Below are 22,664 nucleotides of genomic sequence, written 5' to 3' on the forward strand. Positions count from 1 at the left end.
TGAGGAATCGACGAGTGCCTCTCAGCTTTTTCGGGAGTGGCCTGTACGGCCTGAGCAATAACCCATGCAGTATCCATGACACCTGATCCGTCCACTCTGCTTGGGTACAGCACGGTTATTTTCCTGCTTCTGGGCGTTCATTTCATCCTGTCAGAATTTTCCGGCAGACGATGGTCCCGCATGGCGTGGTACGCGGCCCCCTTCTTTCTGGGCGCAGTCTCCGGCCTCTTCTCTACTGTTCAGAGCATTCTGCCTGGACAGTGGGGGCTCCGGATGAGTTCACTGTTCATGATCATGGCCTATGGAGCCGCATGGCAGGCCATGCGAATCATCCTCGGCTATCGCACTCGTGTTCTGCCGGTTCTGCTGGCCTGCATCGTCTTTTTCATTCTTTCTGCACTCTCTGGTCGGACAGGACTGTTCCATGTCCTCAGCACGGCCTTTCGTCTGGCCGCGCTTGCAATACTCCACCTTCTGGGGATCTGGAATCTGCGGAATGCAGACCAGATCACAACCCCCGCACGGCGCAATCTGCAAAGACTTCTGACCCTCTATGCAGGGTTTTATCTCCTGCTGGTGGCTCTCGTCCTGTGGTTGCCTGCCCCTCTGGGCGCCGCTCCCGCGACAATCTGGGCCGTTGCGACCTACAATTTTCTGACCGTAGTCGAAGTGACGTTGTTTGCTCTGGGTATGATTGCAATCCCGTGGGAGCAACTGGCGTTCAGACAGAAAGAACTGATCCTTCAGGACCCCCTTTCAGGAGGCGGCAACCGCCGCGCCTTTCAGGAATGGCTCGAAAATGACGGACAAAATTGCGCCCATGAAGCACTTCTCATGGTCGATATCGACCATTTCAAAAACATCAATGACCTCCATGGCCACGCAATCGGGGATCAGATCATCATCGCCATGGGCCATGTTTGCCGGGATCTCCTTTACCCGACGACGACGCTCTTCCGTATCGGCGGAGATGAATTCGTCGTCGTCTTCCAGTGCGGCAGCATTGACGAAATGCTCGCAACGGCCCAGCGCCTCCGCAACACCTTCTCAACCGAAACCCGTTTAATCGGAGAGGAAGGCATCACGGCCACGCTCAGCATCGGTGCGGCTCTCTGTCCGGGCACGGGTATCAGTCGAACAGATCTTCTGGCCCGAGCCGACAATGCTCTTTATGCCGCCAAACAGACAGGTCGTGACCGTGTGGTTCACTTTGCACAGGAAGAAGGCAACTCACTCCAAAGCATATCGGACTTTTCCAAGCCGCACCTCTGAAAACCCGTATCTTCACTCTTTCCCGAGCGTTTTTGCCCTGACGTTCGCGCTCGTGACCAGAAGCTCCCTGTATCGGGCCAGTCCGGCCCACCCCAGCGCGACGAGTAACCCTGCAACGGAAAATGTCGCAATCCAGACTGGAACTGCTGTCGACGCACGCTCCGCAAAACACAGCGCGAGCGTCACAAGGGGCAAGACAAACCGGAACACCCCTGCCCTTTGCAGCCACGCAGGTTTCTGAAGTCGCGCATACCGCAGCATTTTCGGCTCATGGCACGCCTGCAAAAGCAGAAACAGACACCACACAAACGTGCAGAGAATGATCGTCACAGCCGACGCGCCATCTGGAACGAGACGAGCGCCAGAAAGAACGCAACCAGATCCGTTGCAGCAAAAACCGTCGGGACATGAAAAAATGTAACCCCTGGTCGGGTCACAACGTCCAGCGGGGTAAGAAAAAGACCCAGCCCCGCCAGACAAAAAAGCTGGATTTTCCAGCCCTGAAACGGACGCCCCAGAAGACTCCACACCATCCCCGAAACGGCACTCAGCACCCAGATGGCCAGAAAAACATGTCCTTCCGCAAGCGGACGGTCCTGCAAAGCGACGGGCAATAGACGATTGGCCCAGAAAAAAGCCAGCGCTCCCATTGGCAGACCCACGACACTGCCGATGGCCAACCCCTCGGCAATCCGGAACATGAGCCGCTCCCCTGACTGACGACGGCGTTTCATCAGGAAAATGATAGACCCGCTCGCGAACATGACGGCCCCCATGGCGCCCGAAATGAAATACAGCCAGCGCATGCCCGCCCCCGTCCAGCGTGCGTAATGCAGCCCTTTCAGAACCTGCTCCGTATGGGTAATGGCGCCGGGCAGCAGGACATGACGCAGAACATGACCGTCCACCGGGCTGAAATCGACATGCTCGCGTGTCAGTAACGGACCTGAAGCATCGGTTCGGGATATGAGGATATTCTGCGGCTGGAACAGGATATATCCGGTCTGGCCTGCTCCAATCGTACGCTCGGCCTCCGCCACAAGGGGAGCCAGCGGCGGGAAGGTTGAGGGGATTGAAACAGCCGGTTTCTCGGATTTTTGGTGCGTGGATGGCGCAGAGGCCCGGAAAGCATTTTCAACGGATGCGAAATAGGACACGGGTGGAAAAAGCGTCCGCGCACGAATGAAAGTGCCGCTATAGGCCATCAGCAGAATGAACGGCAGGAACACAACAGCCGCCACCACATGCACGTCCAGCCATGCCCGCAATCTGGCCGCAAAAGGACGCAGAAGCATCAGGTCGGAGATAAGCCCCTTCAGATGGATGATGATGCCCGAGCCGATTGTCAGCAGAAGCGCCAGACCCGCAAACGCAACAACCGTTTCTCCGTAAACGCCGGAACGCATCGTGTAATGCAGGTCGTAAAAGAACGTTCCCCCCGCTGTCGCACGGACATTCAGACGTTCTCCAGTCTGTGGATTGTATGGAACGGTCAGAAACTCATGCCCGTCATGATGCTCCAGACGCAGATAGGGGTCCCGCGCGGAAGGCAGGGTTATGAACGGCTTTTCGCCCTGCACGAGCAGGTCGTGCACGGCCGGGAGCACATGGTCCAGAGATTGCGGAGAAAATGCCTCTGTCTGCGGTGGGGCTTCAGGCTGGAGCCAGCGCGTGAGTTCGGTGTCGAACACGGCAAGACAGCCCGAGGCAAACACGCAGAACAGCAGGAGCCCTGCGGCAAAACCGACCCAGGCATGCAGCCATCCCATCCGGGTACGAAGCGTATCTTGCATCACGAATGCAACAAAACGGCCAGAAGGGCCACAACGCCGACCGCTCCGGCAATGATCCCGCCACGCAACGGACTGCGTGTTCCGAAAGCGAGCAGAAACAGTAGCGGAAACGCAGCGACCGCAATCATCTGCCCCAGAACCGTCGCGTCATGCCGTACAGGAGGCCCCCATTTCAGGGCACCCAGCGTAATGAAATGCGCCGCCATCCAGACCAGCGCAAACACGAATACCGCACGCCAGATCCACCAGCGCGCAGGTGATGACACGATGGCCCCGGAACGACGGGAGCGTGCGGTTGAGGGAGCTTCGGAAGGCATCAGAAATTCGAGCGCAGGGTAAACATGAAGTTCCGGGGCTCACCGTAATAGTTGTAATAATAGAAATTACCGAGGCGTTGATAATAGCGCGTATTGGAGATGTTGTTGAGGTTCATGGTCAGCGCCAGATAGCGGTTCCATTGATATCCGACCTGCGCCGAAGCGGTGATGTAGCCGGACTGCGTTACAAGGCGATTGGTGCCAAACGTCCCGCTCTGCGCATTGATGCCGCCCCCGATGCTCCAGATGTTTTTCTGCGCGCCCCGATAGGGTTCGAACCGATAATGCGTCCAGAGTTTCCACAGATGACGCGGCGAATTCCCGGCATAGGCAAGACCTGCATTCGAGGGTGTGCCGTTATCAACGATGCGGTTATCATTATAGGTGTAACTGGCATTGATGTCCCATCCCGGCAGAGGACGGCCAATCACTTCGGCTTCCGCACCCTGACAGCGCGTTTTTCCCGCCGCGACATAACAGGTGGCGGTATGGCTCGGGCCACAGGTCGGGTCCAGATCGCTGTTGGCAATCGCATCGTTCCGCTGCACGATCTTGTATCCCGCCATCGTGAAGCTCAGCATCTGGTTGAACAGCGCGCCTTTCATGCCGCCTTCAAGCTGCCCACCCCGTACCGGCTGAAGCTGACGTCCGTCCACGCCATAGGCAGACTGGGGGCTGAACGTATCGGTATAGCTGGCATAGAATGTGATGTGCGGCAGAACGTGATAGACCAGCGCGGCATAGGGCGTCAGGATACCCTGCTGATCGATGGACGTACTGGTCACGGCACCCGGCACCAGATCGCGCGATTTCTGCACATATCCGCTGATGCGCCCGCCCAGCGTCAGGAAAATGCTCGGCATGAGCTGAAAACGCCCCTGCCCGTACACACCCCACTGTTCGGTCGGCTGCCAGCTCCGGCTTGTAACGGAAGGGAGAATGGCCCCTGAAATTGCGCCATAATCGCTGATTGGCAGACCGGCCAGAGCAGCGTTCGTGCGGGAATTCACGCTCGCCCCGCCGCCTTCATAGACATAGCGATTATAATTCGCGCCAATCATGAGCGTATGCGTCCGGTTCAGAAGATGCAGCGGTCCGGTCAGATAACCGTCCACGCCGTCGTTGGTCTCGCTGTAAAGAGAGCGTGCCGCCACGTAATTCGCTGTCTGGGTTTTGGCATTATAGGCGTTGATATAGCTGTATTGCAGATCGGTATCGGCTGTCCTGTGCCGCCCTGTAACACGCCCGACCCAGCCCGCACCAAAGCGCCGTTCGAGCTGCGCCATGACTTCGGTCGTGGGCACCTGCCCCTTGTTCCAGTCCGATCCGATGAACGTATTGCGCGGCAGATTGAGGTCCGCTCCCGTCCCGCTCATGCGCGGCAGGCCCATATAGCGGGTCGTGTCATTGGACTGCGACGTGACGGAAACGGTCAGGGTGGTGCGTCGATCGATATGGATGTCTGTCACGCCATAGATCGTCCAGCGGCGGTCATAGGCGTTTTTATAGAAAAAATCGCGCTCGGTCCCGGCCATGACCAGACGGGCAGACACGATTTTCGAGTTTCCGATCGGCCCACCCACATCGACGCTGGCGTGATAGTTGTCCCATGATCCGGCGCTGAAAGACGCATTGCCCTGAAATGTTTCGGTTGGGCGCTTATGGACAAAATTGACGCTGCCGCCCGGTGCGCTTGAACCCTGCAATACGCCATCCGAGCCGCGCAGAACCTCGATCCGGTCATAGATCGCCAGATCGAACTGCTGGGCCAGCTGAAGGCCGCCTGTCGCGGGCGATCCATCATACTGGGCCGCGAGTTGGAAACCACGGGACGAAAACCCCGCCGTGCCATCGCCATACAGATTGACGTTGACGCCCGCGACCTGTTTGAGCGCGTTGTCGACCGTGAAAAGATTCTGGTCCTTCATCTGCTGCGTGCTCAGCACAGAAATCGACTGCGGTACGTCTTCGGGCCGCAGCAACATGCGCGTCGTGGACACCGCACGCACGGTATAGGTCCCGGTGCCGTCTGTTGTAGCGGTTGCACGATGTCCATGGACCAGAAGCTGCTCGACACTGCCGGGGACGTCTGACTCTGCCGTTACGACAGAAGACGGTTTTTTCTTCGTGGAGACCTTCTTCTGCTCCTGTCCCGCCGCAGAGAGATCCACGGGTGCGGCCTGCGCCACAGCCTCCTCCCAGCCACCGGACAGCAGCGCGAGAGCATGCAGGGTTTTTCTGAACCCCGTTCCCGGACGGGAACATGAAGCCGGATTATTCCCTGTCTGCATCATACGCGCTTTCGAGTGACCGTTTATCAGCCCCCTCTCACGGAAGGGATGACGCAAACCTATATGAGAATAGTTCTTATTAACAGAGTGCTATTCCGCTTTTATTGGCAAAAAAGCCTTTACGAAAACATACGAAACACTTTTGACGCCTTATACGGGAGCCCGGTACAGAAATAACCTTCCAGAAAGCCTCTGAAGATGGTCCGCCGAATCCGGAATATCCTGTCGTGAAAACGAAACCGGACATCTTCATAAACCCCTGACAAAACGGGCCTTGCGGGCCATTCCACCCCCCTTCAAACGATCATTGCGTCACCCTGAATTTTTGGGTTTCCGTGATGCGATCAAAGTGCCAAAAGCCCTCGCATTCGGGACGCTCAGGTCACCGTTCCAGTCAGGAATTACATCGTGTTCAAAACGCTCTCCGGCCCGGCCATTGCGGGTCTCTGCGCTCTGTTCGCATCGACCTTCATTGCCGTGACAACCGAAGTCGCACCGGTTGGCCTGCTGATCGACATGGCCAAGTCCTTCAACATCACCGAAGGCCATGCCGGACTGGCCGTGAGCGCCTATGCCCTGCTCGTCGCATTCGGAGCCGTCCCCATCACGATCGCCACGAGCCGTATGGACCGCAAGATGCTCATGGTGCTCTGCCTCGTCGGGTATGTCGTCTCCAACCTGATTTCCGCCATGGCACCCAGCTTCGGCATTCTCTGCGTCGGCCGGGCTCTGGGTGGCCTGTCTCACGCGCTTCTGATGTCCATTGCCGCTGCCTATACCGCCCATCTCGTGCCCGAACGTATGACGGGACGCGCCATTTCGTTTGTTTTCGGAGGGACGTCTCTGGGGTCTGTTCTGGGCGTTCCGGGAGCCGCCGCGATCAGCCAGTTCACAAGCTGGCGTGTGGCGCTTTACGTCATCGCGGCGCTGGCCGCGATGCTGACGATCTTCATCGCGCTCTATCTCCCGCCCGTACGCGGAACCGATACCAAAGCCCTCAAAGTTCCGACCATCCGCTCACCACATGCCGCGCGGATTTTCGGCATCGTGATCGGTGTGAACGCCATTTTCTTCTTCGCGCATAACCTGCTTTATACCTATGTCTCCCCGCTGCTTCTGGCGCATGGCCTGCCCTTGCATCTGTTAAGCATTGCGCTGCTCATCACAGGACTTGTCAGCATTTCCGGTCTGTGGGCGGCGGGTCAGGTCGTGGACCGCTGGCCTGCGGGCGGTCTGTTCGGCGGCGGTATCGCCATGCTGACCGGCATGACTTTGGTTTACGGGCACCTGCTGTCGGCATGGCCCAGCGTTGCCGCCGTCGGACTATGGTGCATGGGCTATGCTGCCATCATTCCCTTCGTCATGTCCGGTGCCATCCGGGCCCGCGCAACCAGTGCGGATGTTGCGGGTGCGGCGGTCAACAGCAGCAGCAACATGGGCATCCTGCTCGGCTCGGCGATTGGTGGGCATCTTCTCAATACACTGGGATTTGCGGTGCTCTGCCCCGCCTCCGTCGTGATCGCACTAGGCGGAATCCTGCTCGCGGCGTTCAACCCGGCTGCCTTCCCGCGCAAACTCCAGCACGACTGACACACTACTTTTCAGGCGTTGCGGAAACGCTCTTCAACTCCGCAACGCGCAGCCCGGATAGCCTCGGGTAGATCTTGCCCCATGACCAGTCCCGCCGCCAGAGCGCTGGCAAGCTGACAGCCCGTTCCCCTCAACTCGAATGCAAAACGGGGAGAACGGAAAGCCACGGGAGGAGAACCCGTTTCATACAGGACATCCTCAGAAACCGAAGACGGCAGATCATGCCCGCCCTTGAGAAGAACGCTCCGACAGCCCCGAGACAGCAGCGCGTTGACGATTTCCTCGCGTTCCACCGCCGGAGCCATTCCCAGTGCAGCAGCCAGCGCCGCAAGTTCCGGCAGATTGGGAGTAAGAATAGTAGTGCGGGGCAGAAGCAGGGCGATCAAGGCCTGCGCCCCCTCCGGGTCCAGCAGCGCATGACCGGAACTTGAACAGAGCACCGGGTCCAGAACCACCGGAACATCTGGCAGAAGCGCTGCGACAACACGGATCAGAGGCGCATTGAACAGGGCCCCGATCTTGACGGCCCCGATCCCCGCCTCCAGCGCTGCTTCAATCTGCGCGGCCAGAAGCGATGGAGCGACGGGCTCCACCGCCAGAACGCGACGATCGGTCTGTGCCGTGACGGCGGTGACGGCAAGACGTGCGGTCTGTCCGGACGCCTGCACAGCGAGTAGATCCCGTGCAAGACCAGCGCCCCCGCTGGAATCCATCCCCCCGATCAGAAGAACAGGCTGCGTCATCGTCCCGTCGTCGCAATGAACGCAGGCACACCCGCCTGCGCGGAAAAGCGTTTGGCGGCCCGCCACGCCCGCAGACCACTCGCACAGACAAAGACGGTCCTGCCTGGCCCTTCAGGCAGAGTTTCGGGATGCTCAATCGGCCCGCGAACGGCCCAGGACACGGAGGGCGGTCCCTGTTCTTCCAGCCCCCGTAGATCGAAAACGCGGTCTTCTGCGCTGATGTCCTCAAGCCCGAGAATAAAGGGACCCTCATTTTCGGCGGAAACCGCCGTATCGAACCGGAAAGACGAACTTCTCCAGCGTTCCAGATCCAGCGTCATCATCTGCCCCAGCGGAGAGGGCTGCGTCTCAAGCAGAACGGAGAGCACCATCTGCGCCTGTATGGCCCCAAGCGCTGCAACAGCAGGCCCCATTACCCCGGCTTCCGCACAATTCGGCAGAATAGCGGGAAGATCCGGGAAAACAGCCCGGTAATCCGGTGCCGTACCACAGAACGCACCCGCATAGCCCGACCGCCCAAGCACCGAAGCACTCACGAGGGGAAGGCCAGCTTCAACACACAGATCGGACAGCAGATAAGTGACGGCCACGCTGTCCGCCGCATCCACGACAACGGACACATCCGTCAGAAGACGCCGGGCCAGTGTCGGTTCCAGACGCTGCGCCACGGGTACGATCTGACAGTCCGGGTTCAGATCCGACAGCCGATCGGCCACGCAGGCGGCCTTGAAGCGGCCGATATCGTCCATGCGAAAGAGCGTCTGGCGATGCAGGTTGCTCTCATCCACACGGTCATGATCGACCACCGTGATCCGTCCGCATCCAACACCGACAAGCGCGGGCAGAACAGTCGCGCCCAGACCACCTGCGCCCACGACCAGAACATGGGCTTCCAAAAGGCGCTTCTGATCCGCCGCACCCTGCGGAAAAAGTCCGGTCTGTCGCGAATAACGGCTCATTGTCTGTAGGCCTGCGTCGCGACGATCCATTCCCGACAGCGCGCCACCGGGTCTTCGGCCTGCTGGATGTCCGTCACAACCGCCGCACTGTCCGCCCCTGCTGCAAAAACCCCTTCCAAACGCTCCGGCGTGAGGCCGCCGATGGCGACCAGTGGCGTATCCCCGGCACGGGTTTTCCAGTCCCGGACGCGCTCCAGCCCCTGCGGCCCCCATTTCATTTTCTTCAGCAATGTCGGATAGACGGGGCCGAGTGCGACATAGGCCGGTTTGAAAGACAGAGCGCGTTCAAGCTCCGCTGGATCATGGGTGGACAGTCCGAACCGGATGCCCGCACGCCGCAGAGCGTCAAAATCGGCGGTTTCCATGTCTTCCTGCCCGAGATGGACGAAATCGCACCCCAGTTCCAGCGCCAGACGCCAGTAATCATTGATGACAAGCTGCGCGCCATGAAGGGCGCAGAGTGCCCAGGCATGGCGGATCTGACGGCGGAGCTCTGCGTCCGGCTTGTCCTTCAGCCGAAGCTGAACCAGACGCACACCACAGGGCAGCAGCGTTTCAAGGAGCGAAACGTCTCCCACCAGAAGATAAAACGGGTCAAGCGCCGTCATCATGCCAGCTCCGCCAGACCGAAGACCGGCGTCGAGGCGCAGGCCATGTCCCGTCTGGGCATCAGCCCGGCCTCGAACGCGTCCCGCCCCGCCTGAATGGCGCGACCGAACGCCCGCGCCATGGTCGCCGGGTCCACGGCCTTGGCCACGGCCGTATTGAGCAGAATGGCGTCCAGCCCCATCTCCATGGCCTGCGCCGCCTGACTGGGCGCACCAATCCCCGCGTCCACGACCAGCGGAACCCCGGTGAAATGTGCCCGCATGGTTCGCAGACCTTCAGGATTACGCAGCCCCTGCCCCGATCCGATCGGCGCGCCCCACGGCATCAGCACCTTGCATCCGGCCTCAAGGAGTTTTTCTCCCACGATCAGGTCTTCGGTCGTGTAGGGAAACACCTCGAACCCCTCCGCGCACAGCACGCGCGCGGCTTCGACGAGCGCGAACGGGTCCGGCTGGAGTGTGTCGGCATGGCCGATGACTTCCAGCTTGATCCACGATGTTCCAAACACTTCGCGCGCCATACGGGCCGTGGTGACGGCTTCGCGGGCCGTATGACACCCCGCCGTATTGGGCAGCAGGCGGCATCGGCTTTCGGACAGGATGTTCCGGAACGCCGTGCCCGCAGCGCCCTCCCGCCGCAGCGAAACCGTGATGATCTCCGCGCCAGATGCCTCGATCGCCTCCAGCAGAACCGCGGGCGACGGATATTGTGCCGTCCCGAGCATCAGCCGCGACGTCAGATCAACGCCATAAAACATGTCAGCCTCCCTGCATCGGAGACAGGACTTCGACCTTCATGCCGTCGTCCAGACGGGTTGCGTCACGCATGGAGCGGGCAATGAAATCGCCGTTAAGGGCCGTGGCCACGCAGGGCGCTTCAAAACCCTGTTCGATCAACAGGTCGGCCAGCGTCAGGGCCTGTGTCCTGACGATCTCGCCATTCAGATCAATCCGCATGCGCATAAATCTCCGCAAGTTCTGCCGCCAGTTGCTCGGCGCAGACGGGCGCCATCAGGAAACCGTGGCGGTACATCCCGTTGACGTAACTCCGTCCCCCGACATGGCGCACTGCCGGAATATTGTCCGGAAAGGACGGACGCAGTCCCGCGCCCAGTTCAAGGATTTCGGCCTCGGCAAAGCCCGGATGAAGCGTGTAGGCCGCCGAAAGCAGTTCCATCGCCGCTCGCGCGGTCACCGGGCCGGGCCGGGCGCTTTCCACCATGGTCGCCCCGATCATGTACCGATCCCCATCCCTTGGCACGACGTAACAGGGAAAGCGCGGATGCAGCAGCCGGACCGGCCGCGTCAGCGATACGTCCGGGGCATGCACGATCAGCATTTCCCCCCGCACGCCACGCAGATCGGCGAGACTGTCCCGCGCCGTTAGCCCCCGGCAGTCCACGACATAACCGCGCGGCGTCACAGAACGGAAAGTCACGCCTTTCGCCAGCAGGCTGTCGCGCAGGCTGGCAAGCGCTTTACGCGGGTCCAGATGCGCTTCGGTCGGGAAAAACAGCCCGCGTGCAAACCGCCCCTCCAGATCCGGCTCCAGATCGCCGGGGACAACCCAGTCGTGCTGCTGCGTGGCGCGCGCAAAACGATCCAGTTCGGCGCCGTCACGCGGCGGCGCAACGACAAGCGTGCCACGCTTTGTGACGCCCGGAACATGAGCCGCCCACCAGTCCACCGCCGCCTGCCCCTGCGCCACGATCAGGTCGGGCGCGCTTTCCCCCTCGCAGAACGGGGCCAGCATTCCCCCCGCAAACCGCGATGCCGCCTCTGAACTGCCCTCCGGGACGATGACTTCCACGTCAAGACCCCGGTCGGAAAGGGCCGTGGCGCAACACAGCGCCGCAACCCCTTCCCCCAGGACGGAATGGATCATTCCGCCGGTTCCGTCACGGGAACATAAAGCTCCCCGCCTTCCCGGAACTTCCCGGCCATTTCTTCCATCCCGGCCTGCTTTTCCGCTTCTGCCCGGATGTCATGGGAGATCTTCATCGAACAGAATTTCGGCCCGCACATCGAGCAGAAATGCGAGACCTTGTGCGCCTCTTTCGGGAGGGTCTCGTCATGCATGGAGCGCGCCGTGTCGGGGTCAAGGCCCAGATTGAACTGGTCTTCCCACCGGAACTCGAACCGCGCGCGGGACAGCGCATCGTCACGCATCTGCGCGCCCGGATGTCCCTTTGCCAGATCCGCCGCATGCGCTGCGAGCTTGTAGGTAATGACGCCGGTTTTGACGTCATTCCGGTCCGGCAGGCCCAGATGTTCCTTGGGGGTCACATAGCAAAGCATCGCCGTGCCGAACCAGCCGATCATGGCCGCACCAATAGCGGAGGTGATGTGGTCGTAACCCGGCGCAATATCGGTCGTTAGCGGGCCAAGCGTGTAGAACGGTGCCTCATGGCAATGTTCGAGCTGCTTGTCCATGTTGGCCTTGATCTTGTGCATCGGCACATGGCCCGGCCCTTCGATCATGACCTGACAGTCCTTCGCCCACGCGATTTTTGTCAGTTCGCCAAGGGTTTCCAGTTCCGCGAACTGTGCAGCATCATTGGCATCCGCAATCGAGCCAGGGCGCAGTCCGTCTCCCAGCGAGAACGAGACGTCGTAACGGCGGCAGATGTCGCAGATCTCATCGAAATGCTCATACAGAAAGCTCTCGCGATGATGATGCAGGCACCATTTCGCCATGATGGAGCCACCGCGGGAAACGATGCCCGTCACGCGGCGGGCTGTCAGCGGGATCATGTGCAAGCGGACACCGGCATGGATGGTGAAATAATCCACCCCCTGCTCCGCCTGTTCGATCAGCGTGTCGCGGAAGATTTCCCATGTCAGGTCTTCCGCAATTCCCCCGACCTTCTCCAGCGCCTGATAGAGCGGAACCGTCCCGATCGGCACGGGCGCGTTGCGGATGATCCAGTCGCGGATGTTGTGAATGTTACGACCCGTCGAGAGATCCATGACCGTATCCGCGCCCCAGCGGATGGACCACACCATTTTCTCGACTTCTTCTTCCATCGAAGACGTCACAGCCGAGTTGCCGATATTGGCATTGATCTTCACGAGGAAGTTCCGGCCAATAATCATCGGTTCGAGTTCGCGGTGATTGATGTTGGCGGGAATGATGGCGCGACCGGAGGCAATTTCCTGCCGCACGAATTCCGGCGTCACAAAATCCGGGATGCTGGCTCCGAAATCCTCGCCGTCGCGCGCCTCTTTCAGGGCTTCCGCCCGGCCGATATTTTCGCGGATGGCGACGAATTCCATTTCCGGCGTGATGACCCCCGCACGCGCATAGGCCATCTGTGTGACGGCGCGATCCCCAACAGCCCGCAAGGGACGACGCTGCTGCGGAAAGCTCGGAGTCAGACGATCCCCCTGTGCAAAACCGTTATCGGCTGCCGTGATCGTCCGCCCCTCATACTCTTCCACGTCCCCACGATCGCGAAGCCAGTTTCCCCGGTTGTCCGACAGGCCCTTTGCGATGTCGATGCTGACGGCGGGATCGGTATAGGGACCTGAACTGTCATAGACATTCAGCGGACATTCACCCGAAACCGCAATCTGCCGCAGCGGCACCGCGATGTCATGATGCACGCCACGGACATGGATCTTGCTGGAGGCCGGCAGAGGACCGGTCGTAATAGCGGGAATGGAAGCGTTCATGTGGTGTCTCCTCAAGCGCACTCGAAAAGACCCAAGAAACGTGAGGCAGAAAGGGAGCCGCTGCCCCCAGCGCCCGATCACGGACACGGAAAAGGCCAGATCGGCCCGAGAGGGACATGCCCTCCGGTCTTCCTACGCCAGCATCAACTGGGTCAGGTTCAAAGGGTCGCCTCACCGTGGCGCCGGTTTCCCGACGTCACCAATTGGCCTCTCAGTCCCCTGGGCGGGACTCCCCTGACAGAGTTCGACAGTGCTGGAGAAGAGCAGAAAGATCAAGACCCGACAGATCACGCGTAGGCTGTCTGTCCTGAGATTTGATGGCATTTCCCTTTCACGAAAGCGGGAGGAAACCTTTGTATGGGACAGTCACAAACCTTCAAAAATCCACACATCAACTCTTGGCAAGGACATGACACGCAGATCATAAATTTTATTATTCCGGATAAATAACAACATCATTATATGGATATTGCTCCGAAATGTAACATTGTGCTCAGCTATGCTTTTAAGCAACACAAAGACATTAAATTGAAAAACAAATAATAAACAGTTTTTTTAATCACCAAAGCCAAGCTATCAGGCTGATCATGTTATTTTTACGGAATGACATTAATCAGTAACGAATCCCCAAGTTTTCTATCCCAGCGTGAGGATTATGTTTCTATGAAAGCCAGATCAGCACCACGTCGAAACATCATGCTTTTCGCCTTTTCCGCACTAACCGGAGCAGCTGTCACAGCACCCACCGGCTCGGCGCAGGCACAAACCGTCAGTGCTTCGCAGGACAGTACTGTCGCCTCCAAACAGGCCAAGTCCCAAAGCCGCATTGCTACGAGTAAAACCGCGTCGACCACATCGTCGCGCAAGGCGACGCTGCAAAAAGCCGCCGCAACCAGCGTCAATTCGACCCGCGCAGAAAGCGTCGTCGTCACGGGCACATTGTTCCACGACAAGAACCTGAGCAGCGCGTCCCCGATTGAACAGATTACTGCCAAGCAGCTCCAGCAACGCGGCATCAAAACCGTGACCGACGCCCTTCAGCTTCTGTCGTCCAACGGTTCCGGCAACCTGACCAACGCCTTTTCCGCAAACGGCGCCTTCGCGGGCGGCGCGTCTGCCCCCTCCCTCCGCGGCCTTCAGACCTCCGCAACGCTCGTGATGATGGACGGTATGCGTCTGTCCTACTATCCCGCGGGCGATGACGGTGCGCGTAACTTCGTCGATACGAACTGGATGCCCGCATCTCTGGTTCAGACCATCGACGTGCAGCAGGATGGCGGTTCCGCACTCTATGGTGCTGACGCCGTGGCCGGCGTCATCAACATGATTACACGCGAACAGATCAAGGGCTTCGAGGGCAACGCCGAAGGCGGCCTCAATCAGGGCGGTTATGGCGGCCATCAGCGGCTTTACGCCAATTACGGCGTGGGCGACGTGGAGAAAGACGGTTACAATTTCTATGTCAATTCAGAATACCAGTCCGATGACATGATTACCAACAGCCAGCTCGGCTATCCTTACAATACCAGCAACCTGACAGGTATCGGTGGCGGCAACGCGGACGGAAACATCCTTGGCTCGGATGGAACATTCAGCAATGCCGTCACGCAGACCACAGGCGTCGTGGCCAAAGCCGTCGACAGCAGCGGCAAGTCCCTCAGCGGCTATCAGTTACTCAATCCGACCTCGGGCTGTAATGGCCTGTCCGGAGCACATTCGGGCTATGTAACCGGCACACCGACCGGGTCCGTCAGCAGTCTGTGCCAGCAAGACACGGTCTCGAAATATAGCGTGATCTCACCTTACGACCGGCGCGTGGAAGCCACCGCGCATCTTACGGTCAAGCTCGGGCCGCGCGCCAAGCTCGTGAGCATGTTCACCTACTCCCAGAACCTGTCTTATTATACTGGCACACCGAGCGCGTTCTATGCCAACACACAATCGCAGCTCGGAACGAGCAAAGGTGTGCTCGCTCCGGCCTATCTGCCGGACGGTTCCCTGAACCCCAACAACCCCTATGCGTCGCTTAACGAAAGCGCACAGCTTTACGGACGCTTCATCGACCCCACGGAAGTCACGCAGTTTTCGCAGAATTACCGCGGATCCATGCATCTGACAGGCTGGGAGCCTTCAAGCTGGGGCGGTGACTGGAACTATGATTCCAGCATGGTCGGCATGAATACCGATCTTTCGACGAAATATGGCAACTACATCAATATTGGCGATCTCAATAACGCAATTGAGAACGGCACCTATAACTTCGTCGATCAGAGCGCCAATTCCACTGCGGCAAAGAACGCCATCGCCCCGACAGAAATCGTCCATTCCAAGACGGAAGAATATTCCTGGCAGGCGTCCGTCACCAAGGGGCTCGTCCGACTGCCCGGGGGTATGCTGAACCTCGCAATCGGTACAAACGTCCGTTACGAAGGCTTCAGCGCCCCCAACGCCAACCCGGTCGACACCACCGACGTCAACAACCAGTACGAAAGCATCAACCCGTTCAGCGCGATCGGCCATCGTTACGTCTATTCCGGCTATTTTGAACTGAACGCCCCCATCGTGAAAATGCTGAACGCCGATTTTCAGGGGCGCTACGATTCCTATTCCACGGGTTTCAGCCATTTTTCTCCAAAAATCGGCGTCACGTTCAAGCCAAGCAAGGAGTTCATGCTTCGCGGAACATGGTCGCAGGGTTTTCAGGTTCCGAGTTTCTATGAAACCAACGGTACAACCATTGGCTATACGTCCTATGGCCCTTCGAACCTGACCTGGATCAACCAGCATCTGGATGCCAACGGCAGCAAGGACAGCTACGCACAGGCTTACAGCCTCGGCGGCCAGAGCGTCGGCAATCCAGACCTCAAACCCATGACAAACAATACCTTCACGGGTGGTCCGGTCTTTCATCCCTTCCCGTGGATGACGTTCAGCGCGGAATACTGGTACATCCGCGAGAAGAACGTCATCGTCTCCAACCCGACCCCGGCAGCAACCGTGGCGGCGGCCTACGAGGCCATGAACACCAACCAGACGGTCATGATCGACGGCAATACCGTCGTCCCGGATATTGCGGACCCGCTGCATCCTGACGCTCCGCGCCGTGCAGGCATCATTGAATCGTCCTACATCAACGCCAACAGCATGATGACGGATGGCGTGGACCTCAATCTTTCGATCACCCATCGTCTGCCCGGCCCGCTGAAGATGATCAACTGGTACAGCAACGGCCATGCAACATGGGTCCACCGCTTCAACCAGACCATCCCCGGCGTAGGCGTTGAACGTTTTGCCGGAACCGAAGGTCCGTGGAACACGACCTCAGCCTCCGGAACGCCCCGCTGGCGCGCCAACTGGCAGAACACCTTCACCTGGAACAAACTCTCGACGACTTTCACGGTTTATTACACCAGCGGCTATCACGGCACGGCGGAAGACAATGACGGCCCGGGCACGGCCGGAAACTGCAATTACGCCCTCTATCAGGACGTCAGCAGCTTCTATCCGTCCCAGTGCAATGTCCGCCATTTCTGGGATCTCGACATGACCGTGAACTACCAGTTCAACAAACAGTGGGCCGGCTACGTCAACATCTACAATCTGGCCGGTTTCAAGGCGCCATATGATTTTGGCACCTATGGGTCCTATCTTTACAACTCCTCCTGGGCACAAAGTGGTGCCGTGGGGCGGGCCTTCCGCTTCGGAGTTACGGCAACACTGTAAGGCGTGATGCACAACACAATCAGGCGCTCCTCTTCGCGCACGGCATTCCTCATGGCGATAATCGCCATGGGGGTGCCCCGAGCCTTTTCAGCCCCCTTCGCGCCCTCCGACATGGCGGAGGCACCTGCGCCATTCGCCCTCCAGTCAGGCTCCGGCCCGGACTGGAGCCTGTCCGATGCGGACGGCCCCACAAAAGACGAAGTCCTCACGGCCCGTGCTGGAAGCGGCCTGACCGGCCTCCGGACTCTTCGCCTCGACACCACTGCGACAGATCTGCGAACCGTCATCGCAAAGCCGAACTCTAACCTTCGCATCAACAGACAGTCGCATCTCACCTACGCCATTTTTCCTGTCGCCGCCCCGCTCTCCCTGACGGACGACGCCACGTACACCAGCCTCGACATCCTGTTCACCGATGGCACCCGCGCCTCCACACTCGGCGCCCATGATCTTTCCGGCGCCGCCCTGACACCACAGGGTCAGGGCGCAGGCCGCGCACTCTACCCCAACCAGTGGACGCTCGTGGACGTGCCTCTCGGCAACATCGCCGCAGGCCGGACTGTCGCAGCCGTTGAACTGACGTCCCGCGCGCCAAAGGGCACAACACGCCGCGTCTATCTCGATGCAGCCTCCATCACCAATATCCCCGATCAAACCAGCCTGACGCCCGCCGACCTCGTGGACACGCGACGCGGCACCAATGCGAACGGCCATTATTCGCGCGGAAACAACTTCCCCGCTGTAGCCGTCCCGCACGGGTTCAACTTCTGGACACCCGTAACGCGGGGCAATTCCAACTGGCTTTACCAGTATCAGGAACGCAACGGCCCCGATAACCATCCGCGTCTCGAAGCTCTCTCCCTCAGCCACGAACCCAGTCCGTGGATGGGCGATCGCAACACCTTCCAGATCATGCCCGCCCTCGGACCCGACGCGCCTTCCGCAGACCGGACCGCACGCGCCATCGGCTTCACGCACGACCACGAAACCGCCCTGCCCTACCGTTATGCCGTCACGCTTGATAACGAAATCACGGCAGAGATGTCCCCGACCGATCACGCGGCGATCCTGCGCTTTCGCTATCCCGACGGCACAACGCGCGGACAGGTCGTGTTCGACAACATCACCCATCAGGGCCGCCTGAAGATCGCTCCGGACGGACGCAGTGCGGACGGCTACACGGATGTCGCCAGCGACCTCTCCACGGGCGCAAGCCGGATGTATGTCCATCTGGAATTTGACCGTCCCGCCGTCGCACAAGGCCGCCTGACCGGTCAGAAACGCGACGATGTGCAAGCCTGGGCAGCCTTCGACACCACAGCCAACCCCACGGTCACGATCCGGATCGCAACCTCGCTCATCAGTCTCGATCAGGCGCGGCACAATCTCGCGCTCGAACTCCCGCCCGGCGCCACACTGGAAACAGTCGCCCAGAGCGCGAAAGCCGCGTGGAACAGCAGGCTGGACCGTGTCCAGATCCCCGGCGCACCTCTCGACGAGCAGAGCACGCTCTACGGCAATCTGTACCGGCTGTATCTCTACCCCAACAACGCGGCAGAAAATGTCGGCACAATGGAGGCGCCGCATCTGCAACATGCCAGTCCGTTTCAGCCTCGACAGCATCCCGACGGCCCGACGCAGACCGGCGTTCCGATTCTGGACGGTCCGCTCTACGTCAATAACGGCTTCTGGGACACATACCGCACGGCATGGCCCGCCTATGCGCTGCTGACACCCGAGGAAGACGGCCAGTTGATCGACGGCTTCGTGCAGCAATACCGCGAGGGCGGCTGGATCGCGCGCTGGTCCTCCCCCGGCTATGCCGACCTCATGACCGGAACGAGCGCAGACGTTGCCTTTGCGGACGCCTACGCCAAGCATGTCTGCAACTTCGATGCCGCGGCTTTCTATCGCGCAGGCCTGAAGGATGCGACAGTCATGCCAGACAATCCGGGCGTCGGCCGCAAGGGCCTCAACCGCTCCATGTTCCGAGGCTATACCGACACCGATACGGACGAAGCCCTGTCATGGTCCAATGCCGCCACGCTCAATGATTTTGCTCTGGGTGAAATGGCTGCCTCCCTGTCCGCCTCCACACCCGATGCGACAAAAGCCGATTACGCCGCGGAAAGCTGGTATCTGCACAACCGGGCTCTGAACTACGTCCATCTGTTCGACCGCGATGTCGGGTTTTTCGTTGGTCGCCGCCCGGACGGACAGTGGAGAGTCCCGAAAGAGCAGTTCGATCCACTCGCCTGGGGTGGCGACTATACCGAGACGAACGCCTGGACCATGGCCTTCGATCCCGTTCAGGACGGGCAGGGACTGGCCAGCCTCTATGGCGGGCGCGACGGACTGGCGCGCAAGCTAGACGCCTATTTCGCCACACCCGGCATTTATCACACCGGAGCCTATGGCGGCGTAATCCACGAAATGCGGGAAATGCACGACATCCGCATGGGCCAATACAGCCACAGCAACCAGCCCGCCCATCATATCCTCTACATGTACGACACCGCCGGTCAGCCCTGGAAGGCACAGGATAAAATCCGCGACGTCATGAACCGCCTGTATCGCGGCACGGCGATCGGTCAGGGCTATCCGGGCGATGAGGATAACGGCGAAATGTCGGCCTGGTGGGTCTTCAGCGCGGCGGGGTTCTACCCGCTGCGCATGGGCACGCCGACTTACGCCATCGGCGCGCCGCGCTTTGAGACCATGCGTCTGACGCTTGGCAAAGGACACATCCTGACAGTCCGCGCGCCCGGCATCAGTGACCGCAACCGCTTCGTCCAGTCCGTCAGCCTGAACGGCAAACTGCTCACGCGCTGGTGGCTGGGCCATGACGATATCGCGAACGGAGGCGACCTGCTGTTCCGCATGGGGCCGCATCCGTCACACTGGGGAACCGCGCCAGAAGCGTCGCTGCCCTCACTGACCCCGGCCGGGCACAGCCCTGACCCTGCGGTCGATCTGACCGATATCGCCGGGGCGATCCATACCGGACCGGAGGCACTGTTCGACAACGACGCCCAGACCTCCGCTTCCATCGGAACCACGGACGTCACCGTCACACTCCCTGCCGGAGCCTCAGCGCTGGCCTATACGCTCACCTCCACCGACACGCCCGATCATGCTCCATCCGCATGGGACGAACTGGTTTCGGATGACGGGAAGACGTGGCAGAAAATCGACCATCGCGAGAACGAAACATTCCCCTGGAAACACCAGACACGCCCATTCCTTCTACCCGACCGTACACCGCACAGACTGTATCGCTGGCATGTGCTCCAGCCCGCTTCTGCCGAGGCCGGAGAATTTGAACTGCTGGGCCACGCGCAGCCCCCATCCCCCTGAAAGTTTCATTTCCCGGAGCCCCAAGCCCTTATGTCGCTTTCCATACTCGCCCGAAGCCTTCTGGCCGCAACTCTCCTGTCCGGAACGGCGTCCCTGCCCGTCCATGCCCAGACCACACCGCCACCACAAGGCTCTCCCGCCTCTGCGGTAGATCCGCGCATCGGAACCGGAGGGGCCGGACATACCTATCCGGGTGCCACCGTGCCGTTCGGAATGATCCAGCTTTCCCCCGATACCGCGATGACGGATTTCCATCACGCCTATGCCTGGGCGGCGGGCTACCAGTATGACGACCCGACGATTATGGGCTTCTCGCACACCCATTTCTCGGGCGCGGGCCATTCCGATCTGGGCGACGTGTTGGTGATGCCCATTGCGGGCGACGTGCGGCTGGAGCCCGGCGATGCCGCCGTGCCGGAAAGCGGATACCGCTCCCGCTTCCGCCACACCACAGAAGTGGAAACTCCGGGCTATTACGCCGTCACGCTCGACGACTATAAAATCCGCGCCGAACTGAGCGCCTCCCGCCGCGTCGGCTGGCACCGCTATACGTTCCCCAAAGGCAAACCCGCCCATCTGCTGCTGGACCTTAGGCCCAGCATCTACGATTATCCGGGCAAGGTTCTGTGGGCGCGCCTGCATGTTGCTGCCGATGGCATGGTCTCGGGCTGCCGGACGACGCGAGGCTGGGCACCGGGGCGGACCCTGTGTTTTGCCATGCGTTTTTCAAAACCCATGACGGAACGCACACTGTATAACCGCGAAACGAAAGTGGCCTATCGCGGCTTCGGCGGCCCCGGAAACCACCCTGTCGATCATGAAGCACAGAATGGCCGCGAACTGGAAGGCGTGTTCGATTTCGGACGCCTGAAAGAGCCGCTCCTCGTCAAAACATCCATCTCTCCGGTCAGCGAAGAAAACGCCGTCGCCAATCTCGACAGCGAGGGACAGGGCTGGGATTTCGACGCACAGCAAAACACGGCTCTGGGCGCATGGAACAAGGCCCTGTCGGTCATCGACATGCAGGGCACGCCGGATCAGCGGACGCAGTTTTATACCGCGCTCTATCACGTCATGCTGGCCCCCACGCTCAGCATGGATGCCAACGGCGACTTCACCGGCCCGGACTATCAGCGCCACCGCGCGGACGGGTTCGAGTTCTACTCAACATGGTCAATGTGGGACGTTTACCGCGCGCAGCAGCCACTTCTGGCCATCCTGCGTCCCGATATGAGTTCACATTTCATCCGCTCGCTCATCGCATCCCAGCAGACCAGTCCGTTCGGCCTGCTGCCGGTCTGGGCGTATCAGGGTCTCGAAACCTGGTGCATGATCGGCTATCACGCCGTACCGGTCATTGCAGATGCGTATCTGGCGGGCGTGCGCGGCTTTGATGCCGACGCTGCGCTCAAGGGCATGATCCGCAGCGCAACTTACGGACCTTACGGCGACCTGACCGACTACATGAAAATCGGCTACGTCCCGATCGACAAAGAGCCTGAAGGCGCCTCCAAGACACTGGAATATGCCTATGACGACTGGGCACTGGCCCGCATGGCGCGCGCGATGGGTAAAACCGATGTGGCGCGCACGTTTGAAAAGCGCTCCGACAACTGGCGGAAAGTCTGGGACCCCGAAACGCGCTTCATGCGCGCCCGCACATCCTCAGGCGCGTTCCACACGCCCTTCACTCCCGCCGCCGCTGCTTATGGAAGCGACTATACTGAAGGCAATGCCTGGCAGTATTCGTGGTATGTGCCGCAGAATATTCCGGGCCTGATAAAGGTCCTGGGCGGGCGTGAAAAATTCACGGCCCGGATCGACGAACTGTTCGACACGAAGGTCGATCCTGCGATTTTCAAGAATGTCGAAGACATTAGCGGTCTGATCGGCTGGTACGCACACGGCAACGAGCCCGACCATCATGTCGCCTATCTTTACGACTACGCAGGTGCCCCGTGGAAAACGCAGCAGCGCCTGACGCAGATCATGCAAACGCAATACGCTCTGCGCCCCGACGGTCTGGCGGGCAATGACGATCTGGGGCAGATGTCGGCATGGTATCTGTTCACGGCCATGGGTTTCTATCCTGTCGCCCCGGCCAGTCAGGAATATGCAATCGGTCGGCCCTTCGTCTCCCGCGCAACCATGCATCTGGGCAACGGACATGATTTCACGGTCACAGCCGACAATCTGGACGACGCCCATCCCTACGTTGGCAAAATGACACTCAACGGTCAGCCCCTCAGCACACCGTTCCTGCATCAGCAGGACGTTCTCGCAGGCGGCGAACTGCACTTCGTGATGCAGGCACAGCCACCTGCATAAGCCTTGCC

The 22,664-nt window shown here is 60.0% G+C and carries 16 protein-coding genes and 1 riboswitch; of the genes, 5 read left to right on the forward strand and 11 right to left on the reverse strand.

What is annotated here, in order from left to right:
• Positions 1-75 precede the first annotated feature (75 nt).
• Complete coding sequence (locus GKO01_RS06430; protein WP_099286294.1) at positions 76-1,272, forward strand: GGDEF domain-containing protein; 1,197 nt, start codon at positions 76-78, stop codon at positions 1,270-1,272.
• A gap of 12 nt (positions 1,273-1,284) precedes the next feature.
• On the opposite strand, the gene GKO01_RS06435 is transcribed toward GKO01_RS06430, so the two are convergent.
• The 4 genes from GKO01_RS06435 to GKO01_RS06450 are packed head-to-tail and all read right to left on the reverse strand — an operon-like array spanning position 1,285 to position 5,676.
• Positions 1,285-1,602: a hypothetical protein gene (locus GKO01_RS06435; RefSeq protein WP_099286295.1), complete on the reverse strand. Its 318-nt coding sequence runs from the start codon at positions 1,600-1,602 to the stop codon at positions 1,285-1,287.
• Entirely contained in the window at positions 1,599-3,065 is a 1,467-nt protein-coding gene (locus tag GKO01_RS06440; protein ID WP_099286296.1) for a PepSY-associated TM helix domain-containing protein, read from the reverse strand. Before GKO01_RS06440 ends, GKO01_RS06435 begins: the two co-directional genes overlap by 4 nt.
• The gene (locus GKO01_RS06445; protein ID WP_244901354.1) at positions 3,065-3,382 is read right to left on the reverse strand and encodes a hypothetical protein; all 318 of its coding nucleotides are present in this window, start codon (positions 3,380-3,382) and stop codon (positions 3,065-3,067) included. Before GKO01_RS06445 ends, GKO01_RS06440 begins: the two co-directional genes overlap by 1 nt.
• Entirely contained in the window at positions 3,382-5,676 is a 2,295-nt protein-coding gene (locus GKO01_RS06450) for a TonB-dependent siderophore receptor (protein WP_244901355.1), read from the reverse strand. The genes GKO01_RS06445 and GKO01_RS06450 overlap by 1 nt, the downstream gene beginning before the upstream one ends.
• Positions 5,677-6,078: 402 nt before the next feature.
• Between GKO01_RS06450 and GKO01_RS06455 the strand changes: the two genes are divergently transcribed.
• A complete protein-coding gene (locus GKO01_RS06455; protein ID WP_099286297.1) occupies positions 6,079-7,263 on the forward strand; it encodes an MFS transporter in 1,185 nt (394 codons plus the stop codon).
• Between the two features lie 11 nt (positions 7,264-7,274).
• Here GKO01_RS06455 and GKO01_RS06460 read toward each other — a convergent pair whose 3' ends face one another.
• The 7 genes from GKO01_RS06460 to thiC are packed head-to-tail and all read right to left on the reverse strand — an operon-like array spanning position 7,275 to position 13,248.
• Positions 7,275-8,006 carry a hydroxymethylpyrimidine/phosphomethylpyrimidine kinase family protein gene (locus GKO01_RS06460; RefSeq protein ID WP_099286298.1) on the reverse strand — a complete coding sequence of 244 codons (732 nt, stop codon included), beginning with the start codon at positions 8,004-8,006 and terminating at the stop codon, positions 7,275-7,277.
• Entirely contained in the window at positions 8,003-8,965 is a 963-nt protein-coding gene (locus GKO01_RS06465) for a HesA/MoeB/ThiF family protein (RefSeq protein WP_244901356.1), read from the reverse strand. Before GKO01_RS06465 ends, GKO01_RS06460 begins: the two co-directional genes overlap by 4 nt.
• A complete protein-coding gene (locus GKO01_RS06470) occupies positions 8,962-9,576 on the reverse strand; it encodes a thiamine phosphate synthase (RefSeq protein ID WP_244901357.1) in 615 nt (204 codons plus the stop codon). The genes GKO01_RS06465 and GKO01_RS06470 overlap by 4 nt, the downstream gene beginning before the upstream one ends.
• Entirely contained in the window at positions 9,573-10,331 is a 759-nt protein-coding gene (locus GKO01_RS06475; protein ID WP_099286300.1) for a thiazole synthase, read from the reverse strand. Before GKO01_RS06475 ends, GKO01_RS06470 begins: the two co-directional genes overlap by 4 nt.
• A gap of 1 nt (position 10,332) precedes the next feature.
• Positions 10,333-10,530 (reverse strand): sulfur carrier protein ThiS, encoded by a 198-nt coding sequence (gene thiS, locus GKO01_RS06480; RefSeq protein WP_099286361.1) that lies wholly within the window; start codon positions 10,528-10,530, stop codon positions 10,333-10,335.
• Positions 10,520-11,458 (reverse strand): FAD-dependent oxidoreductase, encoded by a 939-nt coding sequence (locus GKO01_RS06485; protein WP_099286301.1) that lies wholly within the window; start codon positions 11,456-11,458, stop codon positions 10,520-10,522. The genes thiS and GKO01_RS06485 overlap by 11 nt, the downstream gene beginning before the upstream one ends.
• Positions 11,455-13,248 carry a phosphomethylpyrimidine synthase ThiC gene (thiC, locus tag GKO01_RS06490; RefSeq protein ID WP_099286302.1) on the reverse strand — a complete coding sequence of 598 codons (1,794 nt, stop codon included), beginning with the start codon at positions 13,246-13,248 and terminating at the stop codon, positions 11,455-11,457. The genes GKO01_RS06485 and thiC overlap by 4 nt, the downstream gene beginning before the upstream one ends.
• A 112-nt stretch (positions 13,249-13,360) precedes the next feature.
• Positions 13,361-13,494, reverse strand: a riboswitch (TPP riboswitch).
• A 417-nt stretch (positions 13,495-13,911) separates the two neighbouring features.
• On the opposite strand from thiC, the gene GKO01_RS06495 reads away from it, so the two are divergent.
• From GKO01_RS06495 to GKO01_RS06505, 3 genes are read left to right on the forward strand one after another with little or no spacing between them, the layout of a single operon-like run.
• Entirely contained in the window at positions 13,912-16,971 is a 3,060-nt protein-coding gene (locus GKO01_RS06495) for a TonB-dependent receptor plug domain-containing protein (RefSeq protein WP_167383439.1), read from the forward strand.
• Between the two features lie 51 nt (positions 16,972-17,022).
• Positions 17,023-20,328 (forward strand): GH92 family glycosyl hydrolase, encoded by a 3,306-nt coding sequence (locus GKO01_RS06500; RefSeq protein WP_244901358.1) that lies wholly within the window; start codon positions 17,023-17,025, stop codon positions 20,326-20,328.
• Between the two features lie 30 nt (positions 20,329-20,358).
• The gene (locus GKO01_RS06505) at positions 20,359-22,656 is read left to right on the forward strand and encodes a GH92 family glycosyl hydrolase (RefSeq protein WP_099286305.1); all 2,298 of its coding nucleotides are present in this window, start codon (positions 20,359-20,361) and stop codon (positions 22,654-22,656) included.
• Positions 22,657-22,664: the final 8 nt, after the last annotated feature.

It is taken from the genome of Gluconobacter kondonii, assembly GCF_002723995.1.
GTDB classification, from domain to species: domain Bacteria; phylum Pseudomonadota; class Alphaproteobacteria; order Acetobacterales; family Acetobacteraceae; genus Gluconobacter; species Gluconobacter kondonii.